This window comes from Paenibacillus sp. PK1-4R (assembly GCF_030369595.1).
Lineage (GTDB): Bacteria > Bacillota > Bacilli > Paenibacillales > Paenibacillaceae > Paenibacillus.
In genome coordinates this window covers 6,733,524-6,749,511 of record NZ_CP126535.1, presented here as the reverse complement: position 1 = coordinate 6,749,511, position 15,988 = coordinate 6,733,524, and the positions used below count along the sequence as shown (strand labels likewise).

Sequence of the window (15,988 nt, the reverse complement as noted above, 5' to 3'; positions counted from 1 at the left end):
TTTAGAATTTCAGCCCGTGGAATACTGTTTCCACATGATATAATATCTCTATCTAATGGTCTGGAGGTGTCACTATGCAATGGAAGGAAGTTCAGGAGCGATTCCCTAATGAGTGGGTCGTTTTTGAGGCAACCAAGGCGCATTCTAGAGAAGGCCAGCGTTATATTGAAGAGATGGCAGTGATTGATTCATTTGATGATTCTACAAAGGCACTAAAACGTTATGGTGAATTGCATCAGGAAGATCCCAGACGGGAATACTGCTTTTTTCACACTTCACGTCCAGAAGTTGTGGCAAGAGAACGATATGTTGGCATGAGAGGTCCTCGATGAAAATTTCAGAGTTTTATGGTCTACCCTTCACAAGCATAAAACTTGAATTTAGAGGAGAAGTACTACAATTAGAAAAAGTCCTTTTGGATACCGGATCAGCTAGTACATTGTTGAATGCAGATGCAGTTCGGGAAGTAGGAATGGTTCCTGAAGAGGATGATCTCGTTGATATTATAAGAGGTGTAGGCGGTATAGAGTATGTTTACACCAAGTCACTCGATTCTATAACTGTAGATGGAACAACGATTAATGATTTTCAAGTTGAAATAGGAAATATGGATTATGGTTTGGAGATTGACGGAATTCTGGGATTTAATTTTATGAAACAGACCGGTGTTGTAATTAATGCCAACCTGATGGAACTAAGTATAGATAAGCTGTAATCTATAGAAAATAAACATAAATGTGCCCTCTGGAAACAGAGGGTACTTGTGTTTTTTATCAAAATAGTTCAATATTAAGATACATAACAAAAGGTGATCTACTTACAATAGGTTAGATGAACAACGGATCGCTTCATACCAGGGAGGAACAGACAATGGAAATCGGAATTAGTACATTTGTGGAGACGAACCCGGATGTAAAAACAGGAGAACTTATCAGTCATGCGCAGCGCATTCGCGATGTTGTTGAAGAGATTGTTTTGGCAGATCAGGTGGGTCTGGATGTATATGGCGTGGGAGAACATCATCGTGCCGACTACGCCGCTTCATCACCAGCTGTCATTCTGGCGGCCGCAGCTTCACAGACCAAGAATATTCGCTTGACGAGTGCGGTAACCGTGCTGTCATCGCATGACCCGGTACGGGTATATCAAGATTTTGCGACATTAGATGGCATTTCGAACGGACGTGCAGAGATTATGGCAGGGCGGGGATCATTTATCGAATCGTTCCCACTGTTCGGCTATGATCTGAACGACTACGATGAGTTATTCGACGAGAAACTGGATTTGCTGCTCAAGCTGCGTGATTCGGAAAAAGTAACCTGGGAAGGCAAACACCGCCCTTCCTTTAACAATCTGGGCATCTACCCGCGCCCGGTACAGGAAAAACTTCCGGTATGGATTGGCAGTGGCGGTAATCAGGAATCGGTAGTTCGTGCAGGACTGCTCGGTTTGCCACTGGTGCTTGCCATTATCGGTGGTCGTCCGGTGCAATTCGCACCACTGGTGGAACTGTACAAGAAAGCAGCTGCACATGCAGGACATGATGCTTCCAAGCTGACCGTTGCTTCTCACTCTCACGGCTTCATTGCCGATACAACAGACGAAGCCGTGGAGAAATTCTTCCCGCCAGCGCAAGCGGTCATGAACTTACTGGGTCGTGAACGTGGATGGGGACACTACAGCCGTGCGACATTTGATGCGGCGCGCAGCCTGGAAGGTGCATTGTATGTAGGTGATGTGGAGACCGTAGCTCAGAAAATTATTTACCTGCGTAAAGAAGTCGGGATCACACGCTTCATGTTGCACACCCCCCTCGGCACAATGCCGCACAACGAGGTTATGAGAGCAATCGAGCTACTTGGTAAAGAAGTCGCTCCAATTGTGCGCAAAGAAATTGCACGTTGGGAAGCTGAGAACCAAGAGGCACGTTAATCGACTGAAACCGTTACGGAACTAGATAGAGTCAACCAAATAAAGGAGCATGACCTAGGCGTATTACGCCAATGGATCTGCTCCTTTTTCGTTTATCTTCTAAAAGCTTCTAACACATCACCAACTTCATGCCTATCCATTCGCAGATGTACTCACAAGGGAGTGTATAACCATGGATAACGTATGATCATAGAGGGTTTTGGCAGCTTCTTCGCTCTCAATATGGCCTCCCAAATACAGATGAATAACACCGTGTAAGGGAGCCCAGATCATCCGAACTGCAAGCATGGGATCTTGTACCTGAAGCATTCCCTGTTCAATGGCTACCTCCACTAAGGCAGACACTTGCTTAAGTGCAGTCGCTGTTCCCTGTAAGGTTTCTCCATCTGGTTTGAATTCGGAAAAAGATCCTCCAAACATCAGCTGATAGAAGCTGGATTGAGAAATGCCGAAGTCCCAGTAGACGTAGGCCAGATCACGGAAATACTGTTCGAACGATGTCTGCCGGGGTATAGTTTCAAATCGCTGGGCCATGAGGGAGCATCCCTCTAAATACAGATGTTTGGCTAACCCTTCTTTTTTGCCAAAAAGGTTATATATGATTTTGGTGGAGCACTCCATGCGTTCAGCTACACGGCGTACCGTGACGGCTTCTGGTCCATGCTCTTGCAGTAAAGCAGCAGCAGCATGCACAATATTTTGCCGCAGATTATCCGAGTGCTGGAGTCTGGCTTCCTGAAAGGTTGTTACCGTATGTGCAGATTCTGTGGAACCCGAATTAAGATCCTTCATTGATTTCATCCTCGTAACCGTATTGTTGTTGAACAGAAACTACGTTTCCTTTTCTTAAGATTATAGAATTTATACGTTTTCAGCGGAGCTGAAGGATTCGATGATGGCAAGAAAAACTTCAGCTTAAATGCGGTCTGTCTTCTATGAAAGTACGTCGATATATTTTTTTCTTATGGTCATTCTACTGTTTTACGCCGGATGACGTCAATTTAATCCGAATTTAATAAGTAAGCACCACGTTCTAGATTTAAATTTAACAAATGTATTTGACAGCGTCATGGATTTTGGTTACGATGATTCTATACAGAAACAGTGTTTCCTAATAAAAACAAGTGTTCAAATTATGCATAGAGGATGGATGAGAGATGATAAAAGAACAGCATCAATGGGTACTTATTACAGGTGCTTCTTCAGGTATTGGGGAAGTTTTTGCACTCGAAATGGCTTCCAAGGGTAAAAATATTGTGCTGGTGGCCAGAACAGAATCCAAACTGAATCAATTGGCAGAGCGTATAGAACGTACATATCAAGTAAGGGCTGAGGTGATCGTATCGGATTTGTCTCAAGTCGATGCACCTCAGAGGGTATATGAGGAATGTCAGAATCGGGGAATACACATCGATATGCTGATCAACAATGCGGGATTTGCTACCCATGGATGTTTTGAACAGGTGGATGGTTCCCGCCAGCAGGAGGAGATTATGTTGAATGTGCTCGCCTTGACAAACATGACGCATCTTTTCTTGCCAGGCATGTTACAGAAGCGAAATGGTGCTGTCATTAATGTCTCTTCGACGGCTGCCTTTCAACCTGATCCATATATGGCTGTGTATGGAGCGACAAAGGCATTTGTACTTTCTTTTACCGAGGCATTATATGAAGAAAACAGGAAGCGTGGCGTTCAGTTTTTGGCACTATGCCCAGGCTCAACCGAGACTTCGTTCTTTGATGTAGTGGGCGCTGATGAAGCTTCGGTGGGTAAACGTGATACCCCTGAGCATGTCGTGGCGGTGGCCATGAGAGCACTCGAGTCAGGCAAACCTTATGCTGTGCCGGGGGCCGGTAATTACTGGACAGCGCAGTTCACCCGCCTCGTGCCACGCAAGTTGATGTTGCGAATTGTAGGAAGTATGCTCCGTCCACGTTCGAAGGATGGTAAAGCATAAAAAGTACAAGCCTGATTAGTGGTATAGGGATAAAGCTTTAGGCCAAAATGCCTTTGGCCCGAGCTTCCTTTATCCAACCTGGAAATTCAGTGAGGAGACGATCGTACAATTCTTCATCGCTGATCTTGGAGATGTCGTCGAGAGCAAAAAAGTCAGCATTATCGATGAAACGTCCAGTCATATCATCAAGATTCTCCAGAATACCGTAATTGGCTTGTCCCAGGCCAACGAATTGCCAGAACAAATTTTTGGTTGAACTTTCGGTAATAAGCCGCATGATTTTCCCTTTTTGACTGACTCCACCATCGCTAAAAAAGATAATATACGTTGGAATCTTCACATCGGGTTCCTCGATCGTATATTTGCGAATGACATCCTGCATCACAGGAGGTTCGTTATTGGTACCACCTTTGCTTCCCAGCGTATATGTGCGTTCAATATAATTCTCGAAATCCCTGGCGGTGACGCTAGGTGCACGCAAGAAGTCTTTGGCGAAGAACCAGACGTCCAACTCCCCGTTATCGTCAAATGCTGATGCAATCGCCAGGATACGCTCGAAGGCTTCTTGCACGATGCCTTTGCGATACAGATGGTACATGGAGCCTGATGCGTCAAATATGACGGCAACACGTGCCTGTATAGGTTCAATCTTTTTCTTTTGGAGAGACAGGGTTACTTTATGTTTGAGGAGATCGATCTTGGTCAGGTTTAGCGGCGCATGATTCGTGTTCGGTGCAGCAACAGGTGCCAGGGCTTCTAGAGAGGCGGCTGCAACTTCAGCTCGTGCCGTGTTAAGAACCTGTTCGGCTTCTGAAGTATCGTTACTCTCGATCTCAACACCAAATGATTCTGCCAGCGGCTGCAATCCACCAAAGAAACCTCGTCCAATCGCACGCACTTTGAATCCGTCACGATACTTGTAGATTTCAATGAAAATAAGCGCTGTTTCCGCAGTGACCTGCGTGATCTCATAGGTAATCTGCTGGGAACCAGCTCGTACAATCGCCTGACATGCCTGAACATTGGCGAATGTGCCTTCCGCATCCAGAGTAGCCGTAAACACACATTTTTCTACAGGAGCTTGCCTTAATTGATTCGTATCCAGTACAAAAGAGGATTGCAGTTCATCTGCCTGTTGCAGAAGTACACTGTGGTGCGGATCAGCCTTCTGATTATAAAATACAAAATAGTCGTCAGATGGGACTTTTCCCTCTTCGTTCACCATAAAGCAGCTAACATCCAAGGGAGAAGGAGATGATGTACACTGAATGGTTACCTGAAGTTGGGTGGATTCGTTGATACTGATATTCTGGCCTGTGTTTAAGTGGATGAACGAATCTGTCATAATCGAATGCGCCTCTCTTCTCCAATATAATGGTTGAGAATGAACAGTAACAAGATCGATTCTGAGACAAATGTTTCCATAAGTCAATCATATATCCGGTATTCCTACGCCTGTTCTGACTCGTACTTTTCCCGATGCTCCTTCTTCATCTTCACATAGTCTGGATCCGTCTTCGCAATCTCCCATTGTGCTTTAAATATAGCCGCGGCTTCTGCCTTCACCTTGTCATTCTGATAGGGCAAGATCGAGCCATCCTCCTTCGAGTATTTGCGTCCTCCTTTGTGATTTGTATACCGTCTGGCCCGTGTATAACCCATCTGGAGAAATTTACGATCCATATCCATACCAACGAAATCTCCCTTTTTCTTATACTCCAAAAATAGCTCATAGATCTTCTCCGATGACTCTGTCGCAATCTCGGGTGTTTTGAATCGCCAGTGTGGTAGAATCTCGCCTTTGTACGGCTCTACCATCAGAACACCCTGCTCGCCCCGGCCTACGGTGTACAGCTCAGGATGTTTGCGCAGATCCAACTCATCATAATTGAGACTGTAATCAAATTTTTTCATGTATACACCCTCCTTGATAGGGATTACCCCGATTCTGAACCAACAAGCACGGTTAATGGGGAACAATAGAAGGAATTACACAGGAGGGATAGCGGTATGGGAATGTCCGGCAGATATCTTGTGGTAACGAAGGAGTTAGTTGAATCCATCAAGTCAGGTGAGATTAGTGTGCATGATTGTGCAGTGGATCTGGATATTGATAAAACGTGGCAGATGCTTCAATTCACGCTGAACGGTAACTTGTTAGAAGGGGAGCCGCCCCTGGGCTATGTGGTGCCTCTCGCAGGTGAGCAATACGTGGGAAACTATTCGGACATGGATCTATTTTTGCTTAGTAACGAGCAGGTGCTGGAAGCCTACATGGCATTGGAGCAGCTCACACCGGAGGAATTGAAGCAACGGTATAGTCTGGACCAGATGATCGCTGAAGGCGTTTACCCTGTTATGGAAGATTGGGATGCGGAAGAGACATTTCAGGAGATCGTTCAGACTGTGGATGATATCCAGGCCTTGTTTCAGGCCACGGCTGCAAGTGGGAACGGGATCATCTTTTATGTTTTCTAAGTGAGCATTGAAATTATGATGGGAATTCTATGGCCGACGTTGAGACAGGTTTGAACTGCTCCTATTCGGGTTATTGATAGACACAAGGCTCAGGTCTTGATGACATGACAATCCGGTAGAAGAGAGGGAATGCGATATGACACAGGATCAGAACGAAGAGAACAAAGCAATTCAAGAGGACGAGCCGGATCAATTCGAGACTCCCGCAACTGCGGAAGATGAAGAAACGGATGAGAAACTCGCTGAAGATCAGGAGCAAGAATAACTCCCAGCATTGCATAATGAAGCAGGATGTTTTATCGAAACATACGATATGCTGAAATATAGATAGACCAGAGGTCGGACATGTTCCGGCCTTTTGGTTTATTTTTTTGCGTATCCGTTTACAAGAATTACCTATACCTTCATAATGGAAATGAACCATATTTTTCTAAGGAGGAGTTCATATTACGAATCGGAAGTTAGTCCAATGGATGGCAGTGCCACTAGTACTTTTAATGGTTGTTCTTACAGGATGTCAGGCTGTGGGTGGAGTAGACGTTGGCAAAGCAATGGCCAATGGCGCGAGTATCAAGTCCGGTGAATCCAGACAATCCATGAATATAAACATAGAACCGGCTAAGGAATTTGCTACAGAAAAAGACCTTGAAATGATCGAACTCATTAATTCCATATCCCTGGATATTGATCAAGCCAAAATGAAAGATGCGAAGACAGCATCGATCAAAGGTACACTGAGCATGGAGGGAACGAAATTACCTTTCCACCTGTCCATGAATGAGTCCCAATTGGTCATTGATCTGGACGGAGCCCAGAAACCGCTGTACATATCTCTGGATACGCTCCAAGATGCACAGGCTCTTCCAATGGTAGATACGAAGGCTCTGGAGAAACAACTCGAGGAAATTTCCCCGAAACTGTTCTCTTTTGTCCTGAAGCATCTGTCCAATCCGAAGAACATCTCCGTAACACCGGTACAGGAATCCGTGAATGGCGAAGCGCTTAGCCTCTCCAAGCTGCATCTGGAAGTTAGTGGTGAAGAGATGCTTGCTATGGTTAAACCGTTCCTGACGAGTATCTCGAAGGATGAGCAAGGACTGAAAGAGCTGATTGGCGATCTGTACGATGTGTTCTACCCTGTACTGGAAGCTGTGAATGAGGTTGAAGGCGGGGGAGATGAAACGCTGAATTCGATCGTTCCTGAATCGAAAGATGAAGCCGTTGCGTCACTATATGCCATCATCAAAGTAGGACTGGACAGTATGCTGGTCAATTATGATCAGGAGCTGAACAACCTGTTGAATGAGACCCCTGAATTCAAAACGGTATTTGGCACAGAAACCAAACTGAAATTGGATTTTTATCTCGACAGCAAGCTGGATATTCGCAAGCAAAACTTTGAACTGAAAGTAGCGCTGCCGGCTTCCGAAGATCTTCCGGTGAACTCCGTAACCGTAAGTGGAGACAGTGAACAGTGGAATATCGGTGGCACAGTTGCAGTTGATGAAGTGGATGTATCAGGCGGCGTTATGGATCTGATGAAGGATGATATTACGCCTGGACAGATGCTGCGCAATTTTGATTCCAATTCATTGGCATACCAATTGCTGAAAGATGAAGCTGGGATCACGAGTAAAAGTGTAGTGCTCTTCCCGGATGATGAATACGCTGGGGCGATCACGGTTAAGAATACAACATTTGTTCCGCTTCGCTACGTGTCTGAAGAATTGGATGCTGAAGTGAAATGGACCAAAGGCTCGAACCAGATCGTTGTCATTGACGACATCACTGGTGATGAGATTGTCCTAACCGTAGGTTCCAAGAAGGCAACCGTTGCTGGTAAAGAAGTAACTATGGTGGAATCCGCTTATGTAGGCAAGGACGGCAAGACGTATGTGCCGTTGCGCTTTGTGGCTGAATCCCTTGGAGCTACTGTAGATAAAGAACAAGAAACAGGCTGGATTTACATTGACCGTCCTTAAGTGAGACGTTGAAGTAGTCCTTAGCATGAGAGGGGATTTCAGAGTATGCCAGATTTCTCGTAATGATCGTGAAAAGAACACCGCAAAAATTCCGTTAGACCATGAACGGGATACGTGTGTCCTTTTGACCCATTACGAGGAGCTTCGGCGTTTCTGAAATGATGAAACGGATCGGGGAGTGCCTCTATTGGAGGTGCTCCTCTTTGTTGTGTCATCCTAAATAAATCCCCAGAGGTGTTGTATATGAAAAGTCAATTGTTCATCCATTCCAACTCCGTTACGTTGCGTCCATTTACGCTTGAAGATCAGGCTGCCGTGTATGCATTAACCCAACAACCTGAAATCACAGATGTCCTGCCAGATTGGAAGATGACCGAGGAGCAGTTGCGCGAATTTTTACAATTTGTCGTTGGCAGTTACGAACAGTTCAACCCGGAAGATGTACGCATCCTGCTTGCCGTTGTACACAATAAAGATCAGCGTATCATTGGTTGGTGTGGTGTGTTTCCGAATGACATGCTGGTTCGGGCTGACCGTGAAGTGGCTTACGCCATCTCACGGGATTACCGGAATAAAGGATACATCACAGAGGCTGTGCAGGCGCTAACAGCATATGTATTTGAGCATACCTTGCTGGATCGAATCGTGGGCATTGTGAAGCCGCACAACCAGCCGTCACGCAAAGTTCTGGAGCATACGGGTTTTTGTTATATCTCTCGCAAAAAGCTAGTGGACCAGGAGAACTACGATTATTTTGAACTGCTCAAAGTAAAGTCCGAACCAGTGCAACCGAAGCAGGTACATTCTGAAATTCGCTTACGACGAGCGCAGCAAGAAGATGCTGTTGTACTTACAGAGATTTGTACTCGTGCTTTTGATCATGTCATAAAAGTCTGGGCGGATAATGAGAAGGATATCGATAACAATTTATGTCCACCTGATTATTCGTCAGTTCGAATGCATCGTTACGTGATCCGTGAATGGGATTATTATGTTGTAGAATCAGATGGATGTGTTATTGGCGGGGTGAGTGTTAACGTGCTCGGACGAAAACATGCCAGGATTGATAAGATCTATATTGATCCCGTATGCCAGGGACGTGGCGTGGGAACTCAAGTCATGAGGCTTATTGAGACTGAATTTCCGCAGATTGAAATCTGGAAGCTGGAGACCTCAGGTCGGCAGCAGGATAATCATCATTTTTACGAAAAAATGGGATATGTTTGTATCTATGCATCTGAGGATGAGTTTGGATATGAGAAGAACATGTCAATTGATCCTTTTGATCCAACATGTGACGTGGCATTATCCATGGACTCGGGTGAGTCAGTGGTTGAATATGTTCAAGCTAATCTGGACTCAGTCCGTTACAGCACCAGTAATCTGACCAATAGTCGGATTACTGACTGCAATCTGAGTGGAAGCAAATTTACCAATCTAAATATGACCAATATATTGCTAGCTGATTTACGCCTAACCGACAGCAAGGTTGAATTCTGTGCTTTGGATGGCGTTCAATTCCAGGATACACATCTTGGATCTGACCGTGTACCCATGCATTGGGCGCATTGTGATCTTGGGGGAAGTCGCTTTATCGATTGCGATCTATCTGGAGTGCAGTTGGAACAGTGTCAAGTGAACGGGATGAAGATCAATGGAGTAGAAGTAAAGAAATTACTTGCAGCCTATGAGGCTATGAAGTCCTGAGGACGAATGGCAGGGCGAATACGGAAGCATACTAATCCGGTTGAGATGCTGGTTGTAACAGATCCCCGTTAGATTAGAGCAAATGAAGAAATGGGTATTTACTTACGTATGGAGGATGTCAAAAACAGCAAAGGGAGGTCTATGGATTATGACTGAACGATTTGCGGGTAAAGTGGTCCTGATTACAGGCGGTGGCTCCGGTCTTGGACGATCAGCTGCTGTGGAAGTTGCACGTGAAGGCGCAAAACTTGCCTTGGTGGATGTAAACATGAAGGCGCTGGAAGAGACCAAACGTGTAATCTCCGATGAGGTGAAGCATGCCGAGTTTCTGTTAATCGAAGGTGACGTATCGGACGAAGAAGCTGTGAAGAAGTATGTTAGCGATACGGTCAATGAGTTTGGACGTATCGATGCATTTTTCAACAATGCAGGCATTGAAGGCAAGCAAAACCTGATCGAAAACTACGAGACGGAGATGTTCAATAAAGTTATCGATATCAACCTGAAGGGTGTATTTTTCGGGTTGAAGCACGTTCTACCTGTGATGAAAAAACAGGGAGAAGGCTACATCGTGAACGCGTCCTCTGTTGGTGGGATTCGCGCCGTGCCAAACCTGGTTGCCTACGGAGCGAGCAAACATGCCGTAGCCGGCATGACCAAAGATGCAGCGATTGAATACGCCGAGCACGGGATCAGCATTAATGCAATTGCACCCGGGGCCATTTTGACAGATATGGTCATCGGTTCGTTTAAACAGATCAATCCGAATGACTGGGAGTCAGCATCCAAAGAGTTCGTTAAGGACAACCCGGCGAAACGCTTGGGTGAACCGAAGGAAGTAGGGCGTCTCGTTGCCTTCTTGCTGTCCGGCGAAGCACCATTTATCAATGGAGCTATTATTCCAATCGATGGTGCACAGTCAGCTAAATATTGATCCCATAATCAAACCGCGTATCCATGCGACATAGACATATACTGAAGAACGCCCTTTTTCGCCAATGTGCGGATGGGGCGTTCTTTTTGGTGTGATATTCAGGATTCGGTGTAACTTATTCGCAGATTAAGTGTGCTGTAAAATCTGCGGCTTTTTGCTAAACCCGGTACTCCCGGCTGTAAAGCCCATCTGGCGATAGAATTCATGTGCGGCTTCACGTTCTGGGCGATTGCCACTGTTCAGAGACAAGGAATCCACGTTATGCGTGGCTGCCCATTGCTCAGCTTCAAGAATGAGCTGACGACCGATGCCTGAGCCCCTGAACTGGTCGTGTACAACCAATGCCAAGATACGGCAGTGTCTTCCGTTCTTTTCATATAGATAAGACGTCTGTAATCCGATCAGTCCAACTACGCGGCCTCGTGCTTCAGCAACCAGTGTAGTAAAGTTTGCGTCCGCAGAGATATGGGTATAGCGCTCTTCCATCTCGGCGTACGTGGTGGGATAACCAAGTTGGTCCATCAGAATGACCATATCTTGCAGATCGGTAGGGGAGCTATGTCTAATCGTTACATCCAGGCTCATAATGTTGTATCCTCCTTGGGTCTTTCCTTCAATGAAAGTTCAATAATGGTATCCAGCAGCTCTGCAAAAGTAATGCCTGCAGCAGCTGCACTTTTGGGCAGCAGACTGTTACGGGTAAGACCCGGCAGCGTGTTCACTTCAAGCACATACGGCATGCCTTCCCGAATCATCATATCCACGCGAGCGTAGACGCTGCATTTGAGCACCTGATAGCAGGCCAACGCCGCGGCTTCAACGCGATTGTGAAGGTCCAAAGGCAATTGCACAACCTGCTCATCGGCCCCGTGGTCATCGTATTTGGAAGCATAGTCGAAAAACTCAGCGTTCGAACGAATGGAGATCACCGGCAGCATCTTACCATCCAGAATGGCACAGGTAATCTCCTCACCTTCGATATACTGTTCAATCATGACCGTATCATCCCAGGCGAGGGCAGCCTCTACAGCAGCGGGCAGGGCGGAAGCTTCCTTCACCACTTGGGTACCGATACTGGAACCGCCTGAATTCGGTTTGACCACCACGGGGTACGTTAATTGTTGAACAGCAATAGAGGACAGTTCCTCCATATGGCTCACCCGTAGCCATTCTCCGGTAAGCACACCTGCATGCTGCATGAGTTGTTTGGACATGTCTTTATCCATGCATACACTGCTTGCAAGCACACCACAGCCTGTGTAGGGAATACCCAGAGATTCTAATGTACCCTGGACCGTACCGTCTTCGCCGTATTTGCCATGCAGGGCAAGCAGTGCCACATCGATCCCCGCTGACTTGTCGATTAGATCGCGCTTGGTGTTCAGCTCAATGGGCACAACCTCGTATTTGTCTCTATTGAGATTCGCAATCATCTCCTGTCCGGTGAGCAGTGAAATATCCCGCTCTGAAGATGTACCGCCCATAATCACGCCAACTTTCATGTGAAATCCTCCTTATCTCATTTGAGCTGCTGTCTCGCCAATGATGCGAATGCCCTTGCGTATATTCTCATCGCTGACTCTGGAGAAACCCAGACGCATCGTGTTTACGCCCTGACCATGTTCCAGATAAAAGGTATCCCCTGGTGTGAACGTTACACCTTTCACTTTACAGGCCGCCAGCAGTTCACGGGTTTTGTATTCGGACGGGAACTGCACGAACAGATGCAGACCACCCGCACCGGAAATCCGGCACATTGGCAGATGCTGCTTCAGGCAACGCACAACCAATTCATATTTTCGCTTATACTCTGTACGAGCTCGCTTCAAATATTTCTCGAAATTACCGTTGCTCAGATATTGATACAATAACGATTGGTCCAGCGTGGAGGTATGGATGCTGCGTGCCCGTTTCATACTCTCCAGATAATCAATCAGCGCCGCATCCGCAATAATCCAACCTACACGCAGACCTGGGAACAGTACTTTGGAGAAGCTGCCCAGATACACCAGTCCATTGCCTTTCCCCATGCTGGCGATCAGGGGAGATACGTGGGAACCGGAATAGCGTAATTCTTCATTGAATCCGTCCTCAATGATGGGTACCTCATACTTGTTCATCAACCGGATGATCTCTACCCGTTTTGCAGGGGACGTCACAATCCCGGTTGGATTGTGATAGGAGGGCACGAGATATGCCAGATCATATGGACTTGCCTCAAGTTCATGTTCCAGTTGTTTCAAGTCCAAGCCATCCGGCTCCATGTTCACACCGGTCAGGTGGAACTGGTGCAACTTTAGATTTTTAATCGCCGTGTGGTGCGTTGGATTCTCGCAGAGCGCTTTTCCGCTTTTTTTGCGCAACGCTCCAAGCACCAGATCGAAACCTTCCGTGAATCCGTTGGTGATCAGGATGTCCTTGCCACGGAGGTCAACACCTTTGTTCTCCATATAACGTAGTAAATAGTTCATCAGCGGTCTGTATCCCTGCGCATATCCGTAATTCAGCAGTACTTCGCCTTCAAGTGACATGCGATCCAGAAAAGCCCGTTTCACGTTGTGCAGATCAAACAGCTTTTCATCCGGTGCTATGCTGGTAAACGATATCTCGCCGCGCTCCGCTCCGGAGCCATGTTTCATCAGATCGTACTGCTCTGCCTGAATGGCATACTCGCTTACCTCTGTCGTCCAGTCCAGTTTCCAGCTTGCTGCTGCCTCAGGTGTTTCGATGGAGGCACTGACGTAATTGCCCTTGCCTTTGACTGCATAGATCAGCCCTTCATCTTCAAGCTCGGCATAAGCGAGCAGGACCGTGCTGCGACTAACCTTCATGAGTGTACTGAGTTCACGGGTCGAGGGTAGCTTTTGTTTGGCTTGCAGGCCGCCTTTGAGCATCAATCGCTTCATATAATCTTTAACTTGTATATATACAGGGCGGTCCTCCGTCAATTTCAGATCGGAATACATCCCATCACTCCCTCTACTGGTATCTTGCCATATTATAAACCCAGCAGAAAGAACCACGATACCTCTGTTTCCCTGAGCGTGTGGTTGGTTGTTCGCACAAACGCAAAAAAGCCCTGGCAGTATGCCGGGGCCTGGTGGTGAAACTTGATCCATTTTCTATAGTACTGCTGCTATAATTTCTACAGTTGTATTGCATGACTAGTCTCTCTAGGATCGATAGCTATCTGACCTTCTACGTGTGTCTATTAACTTCAGTACGACTATAATTGCAGGCTTTCTAGGTGATACTTAAAATCTACAGTGAATCATGAATCTAGGTCTTTCTAGGTTTGCTTGCTGCAAGGGTCGATTAGATGATGAATCCACAATCTATAAGCTAGGGTTCTTGCTAACTGTACTCTTGTCGTGATCACATAACAGAATTCAGCATGAAAAAGATATTCAATCATAGGGTACAATAGACGGAGGTAGATATAAAGACGTATGTCTCAGTGCCCAATTTCTTCCTCATACCCCTATAGTACCACTTTGAATCAGGGAAGTTAACCTTTTTTTTGAAATATTTGTCGTAATAGCGAAAATTGCGTGAATTGTACTTCATATAGATTGAAATGGTGTCCCTTTATAATATGTGATAGGATGTAAACCTATAGATAATGAGGAAGTGAGCCTATTGATTAATATTACTGTGCCAACACCGGATGTAACCATCACAAAGCAGGTTGATCCACAGCTTAGCCACATTTATGGATTTACTGATTTTCACCTGATTACCCGGGAACTAGGCGGGATTTTCATGTTTTACAATGCCGATGGAGAATTGTTATTTGTCGGGAAAGCACGTAAATTAAGACCACGTATCAAAAAGCATTTTGAAGACACGGTATCACCAATTAAGAATCACCGCGAAGAAGTAACGAAGATTGAAGTATGCCTGGTTGAAGATCCGGTAGATCGTGAAATTTACGAGACGTATATCATCAACACGATGCGTGCGAAATACAATGTAGATAAAGTCTTGTACAAATAAGACGCTTAAAAATCACATGAATATGCAATGTCTGGGACATATGTCCTAAGTGTTGCGCCTGGGGGTAAGGATGTAATCGAAGGATTACATCCGATCCCTTCTGGTGCCATCCCGATCTTTTCGAGGGAGTAGCTTGTAGAATTGAAACGTAGTAAGCCCAAGCTTAGTATCACAGATATACCAAATACATATGAAGAGGTGATTGTGTTGATCGGTCGTAGCGGTAACCCTACACTTAAAGACAGCACGTTTGAAAACAGAGGATATGGAGAAGATCGGTATCAGAATTACATGACGATCAACGGCACGGTGAACAAAGCGTTTATTACGCTGGTGATTCTGCTGGGCAGTGCGTTTGCAACATGGATGATGTTCTTTAACGGACAACAAGTGATGCCGCTCGCTTATGGCGGATTAATGGTTGGTTTCATTCTGGCACTTGTCATTTCATTCAAACCAGTAGCGGCACCGTATCTAGTACCCGTCTATGCCGTGGCAGAAGGGCTATTCCTAGGCGCACTCTCAGCAACCTATGAGTCACTGTATAACGGAATTACCTTGCAGGCGGCCCTATTGACCATGGCTGTATTCATCGCCCTGCTGATGGCATACAAAACTAGATTGATCAAAGCTACGGAGAACTTCAAGCTTGGGGTCGTGGCTGCAACTGGTGGTATCATGATCATGTATCTGCTGAGCTTTGTACTGAGTTTCTTCGGAATTTCGATTCCTTATCTGCATGATAACAGCTTGATCGGCATTGGTATTTCGGTCGTTATCGTGATTGTGGCTGCCCTCAATCTGGTCCTTGATTTCGACTTCATCGAGGGTGGTGCTGAACGTGGTGCGCCCAAGTACATGGAGTGGTACGGTGCATTTGGATTGATGGTAACACTGGTATGGCTGTACATTGAGATCATCCGTCTGCTTGGCAAATTGCGGAGCCGGGATTAGTTCTATTCGATACGTCAGAGACGTAAACGGAGTGTGGATTTAAAGTT

The 15,988-nt window shown here is 46.0% G+C and carries 17 protein-coding genes; 11 read left to right on the top strand and 6 right to left on the bottom strand.

Going from position 1 to position 15,988, the window contains the following annotated elements; translation table 11 throughout:
* Positions 1-74 precede the first annotated feature (74 nt).
* The 3 genes from QNO02_RS29345 to QNO02_RS29335 all read left to right on the top strand — a co-directional run bounded on the left by QNO02_RS29345 (position 75) and on the right by QNO02_RS29335 (position 1,932).
* Positions 75-332, top strand: a complete 258-nt coding sequence (locus tag QNO02_RS29345) for a hypothetical protein (RefSeq protein WP_047840923.1) — start codon at positions 75-77, stop codon at positions 330-332.
* Positions 329-715, top strand: coding sequence for a retropepsin-like aspartic protease (locus QNO02_RS29340; protein WP_289390687.1), 387 nt, complete (start codon positions 329-331; stop codon positions 713-715). The genes QNO02_RS29345 and QNO02_RS29340 overlap by 4 nt, the downstream gene beginning before the upstream one ends.
* Positions 716-870: 155 nt before the next feature.
* Entirely contained in the window at positions 871-1,932 is a 1,062-nt protein-coding gene (locus QNO02_RS29335; RefSeq protein WP_289390686.1) for an LLM class flavin-dependent oxidoreductase, read from the top strand.
* Positions 1,933-2,064: 132 nt separating this feature from the next.
* Here QNO02_RS29335 and QNO02_RS29330 read toward each other — a convergent pair whose 3' ends face one another.
* Entirely contained in the window at positions 2,065-2,724 is a 660-nt protein-coding gene (locus tag QNO02_RS29330) for a TetR/AcrR family transcriptional regulator (RefSeq protein ID WP_289390685.1), read from the bottom strand.
* 365 nt (positions 2,725-3,089) lie between these two features.
* Between QNO02_RS29330 and QNO02_RS29325 the strand changes: the two genes are divergently transcribed.
* Positions 3,090-3,890, top strand: a complete 801-nt coding sequence (locus tag QNO02_RS29325; RefSeq protein ID WP_289390684.1) for an SDR family NAD(P)-dependent oxidoreductase — start codon at positions 3,090-3,092, stop codon at positions 3,888-3,890.
* 37 nt (positions 3,891-3,927) lie between these two features.
* On the opposite strand, the gene QNO02_RS29320 is transcribed toward QNO02_RS29325, so the two are convergent.
* Both QNO02_RS29320 and QNO02_RS29315 read right to left on the bottom strand, forming a co-directional pair.
* On the bottom strand, positions 3,928-5,235 hold the full coding sequence (locus tag QNO02_RS29320) for a VWA domain-containing protein (RefSeq protein ID WP_289390683.1): 1,308 nt from the start codon (positions 5,233-5,235) through the stop codon (positions 3,928-3,930).
* A 104-nt stretch (positions 5,236-5,339) separates the two neighbouring features.
* The gene (locus tag QNO02_RS29315) at positions 5,340-5,804 is read right to left on the bottom strand and encodes a DUF4385 domain-containing protein (RefSeq protein WP_289390682.1); all 465 of its coding nucleotides are present in this window, start codon (positions 5,802-5,804) and stop codon (positions 5,340-5,342) included.
* Positions 5,805-5,900: 96 nt separating this feature from the next.
* On the opposite strand from QNO02_RS29315, the gene QNO02_RS29310 reads away from it, so the two are divergent.
* The 5 genes from QNO02_RS29310 to QNO02_RS29290 all read left to right on the top strand — a co-directional run bounded on the left by QNO02_RS29310 (position 5,901) and on the right by QNO02_RS29290 (position 10,991).
* The gene (locus QNO02_RS29310; protein WP_289390681.1) at positions 5,901-6,368 is read left to right on the top strand and encodes a YfbM family protein; all 468 of its coding nucleotides are present in this window, start codon (positions 5,901-5,903) and stop codon (positions 6,366-6,368) included.
* A gap of 136 nt (positions 6,369-6,504) precedes the next feature.
* Positions 6,505-6,633: a hypothetical protein gene (locus QNO02_RS29305; RefSeq protein ID WP_017691584.1), complete on the top strand. Its 129-nt coding sequence runs from the start codon at positions 6,505-6,507 to the stop codon at positions 6,631-6,633.
* Positions 6,634-6,841: 208 nt separating this feature from the next.
* Positions 6,842-8,350 carry a copper amine oxidase N-terminal domain-containing protein gene (locus tag QNO02_RS29300; RefSeq protein WP_249913069.1) on the top strand — a complete coding sequence of 503 codons (1,509 nt, stop codon included), beginning with the start codon at positions 6,842-6,844 and terminating at the stop codon, positions 8,348-8,350.
* Positions 8,351-8,593: 243 nt separating this feature from the next.
* Positions 8,594-10,057, top strand: coding sequence for a GNAT family N-acetyltransferase (locus QNO02_RS29295; protein WP_289390680.1), 1,464 nt, complete (start codon positions 8,594-8,596; stop codon positions 10,055-10,057).
* Between the two features lie 148 nt (positions 10,058-10,205).
* Entirely contained in the window at positions 10,206-10,991 is a 786-nt protein-coding gene (locus QNO02_RS29290) for a glucose 1-dehydrogenase (RefSeq protein WP_091035595.1), read from the top strand.
* A 126-nt stretch (positions 10,992-11,117) separates the two neighbouring features.
* Here QNO02_RS29290 and QNO02_RS29285 read toward each other — a convergent pair whose 3' ends face one another.
* Genes QNO02_RS29285 through pdxR form a run of 3 tightly spaced genes read right to left on the bottom strand, consistent with a single transcriptional unit; the run spans position 11,118 to position 13,957 of the window.
* The gene (locus QNO02_RS29285; protein WP_017691587.1) at positions 11,118-11,576 is read right to left on the bottom strand and encodes a GNAT family N-acetyltransferase; all 459 of its coding nucleotides are present in this window, start codon (positions 11,574-11,576) and stop codon (positions 11,118-11,120) included.
* On the bottom strand, positions 11,573-12,493 hold the full coding sequence (locus tag QNO02_RS29280; protein WP_289390679.1) for a D-alanine--D-alanine ligase: 921 nt from the start codon (positions 12,491-12,493) through the stop codon (positions 11,573-11,575). Before QNO02_RS29280 ends, QNO02_RS29285 begins: the two co-directional genes overlap by 4 nt.
* 12 nt (positions 12,494-12,505) lie before the next feature.
* Positions 12,506-13,957, bottom strand: coding sequence for a MocR-like pyridoxine biosynthesis transcription factor PdxR (pdxR, locus tag QNO02_RS29275; protein ID WP_249913064.1), 1,452 nt, complete (start codon positions 13,955-13,957; stop codon positions 12,506-12,508).
* 673 nt (positions 13,958-14,630) lie between these two features.
* On the opposite strand from pdxR, the gene QNO02_RS29270 reads away from it, so the two are divergent.
* A complete protein-coding gene (locus QNO02_RS29270) occupies positions 14,631-14,987 on the top strand; it encodes a nucleotide excision repair endonuclease (protein ID WP_091035603.1) in 357 nt (118 codons plus the stop codon).
* 207 nt (positions 14,988-15,194) lie between these two features.
* Positions 15,195-15,941: a Bax inhibitor-1/YccA family protein gene (locus QNO02_RS29265; RefSeq protein WP_289392924.1), complete on the top strand. Its 747-nt coding sequence runs from the start codon at positions 15,195-15,197 to the stop codon at positions 15,939-15,941.
* The last annotated feature ends 47 nt before the right edge of the window (positions 15,942-15,988 follow it).

Coding starts and splice junctions, on each gene's coding strand:
- QNO02_RS29300 (WP_249913069.1), top strand. CDS start 6,842: ATGGCAGTGCCACTAGTACTTTTAATGGTTGTTCTTACAGGATGTCAG.
- QNO02_RS29340 (WP_289390687.1), top strand. CDS start 329: ATGAAAATTTCAGAGTTTTATGGTCTACCCTTCACAAGCATAAAACTT.
- pdxR (WP_249913064.1), bottom strand. CDS start 13,957: ATGTATTCCGATCTGAAATTGACGGAGGACCGCCCTGTATATATACAA.
- QNO02_RS29305 (WP_017691584.1), top strand. CDS start 6,505: ATGACACAGGATCAGAACGAAGAGAACAAAGCAATTCAAGAGGACGAG.
- QNO02_RS29290 (WP_091035595.1), top strand. CDS start 10,206: ATGACTGAACGATTTGCGGGTAAAGTGGTCCTGATTACAGGCGGTGGC.
- QNO02_RS29315 (WP_289390682.1), bottom strand. CDS start 5,804: ATGAAAAAATTTGATTACAGTCTCAATTATGATGAGTTGGATCTGCGC.
- QNO02_RS29320 (WP_289390683.1), bottom strand. CDS start 5,235: ATGACAGATTCGTTCATCCACTTAAACACAGGCCAGAATATCAGTATC.
- QNO02_RS29330 (WP_289390685.1), bottom strand. CDS start 2,724: ATGAAGGATCTTAATTCGGGTTCCACAGAATCTGCACATACGGTAACA.
- QNO02_RS29310 (WP_289390681.1), top strand. CDS start 5,901: ATGGGAATGTCCGGCAGATATCTTGTGGTAACGAAGGAGTTAGTTGAA.
- QNO02_RS29335 (WP_289390686.1), top strand. CDS start 871: ATGGAAATCGGAATTAGTACATTTGTGGAGACGAACCCGGATGTAAAA.
- QNO02_RS29295 (WP_289390680.1), top strand. CDS start 8,594: ATGAAAAGTCAATTGTTCATCCATTCCAACTCCGTTACGTTGCGTCCA.
- QNO02_RS29285 (WP_017691587.1), bottom strand. CDS start 11,576: ATGAGCCTGGATGTAACGATTAGACATAGCTCCCCTACCGATCTGCAA.
- QNO02_RS29345 (WP_047840923.1), top strand. CDS start 75: ATGCAATGGAAGGAAGTTCAGGAGCGATTCCCTAATGAGTGGGTCGTT.
- QNO02_RS29280 (WP_289390679.1), bottom strand. CDS start 12,493: ATGAAAGTTGGCGTGATTATGGGCGGTACATCTTCAGAGCGGGATATT.
- QNO02_RS29325 (WP_289390684.1), top strand. CDS start 3,090: ATGATAAAAGAACAGCATCAATGGGTACTTATTACAGGTGCTTCTTCA.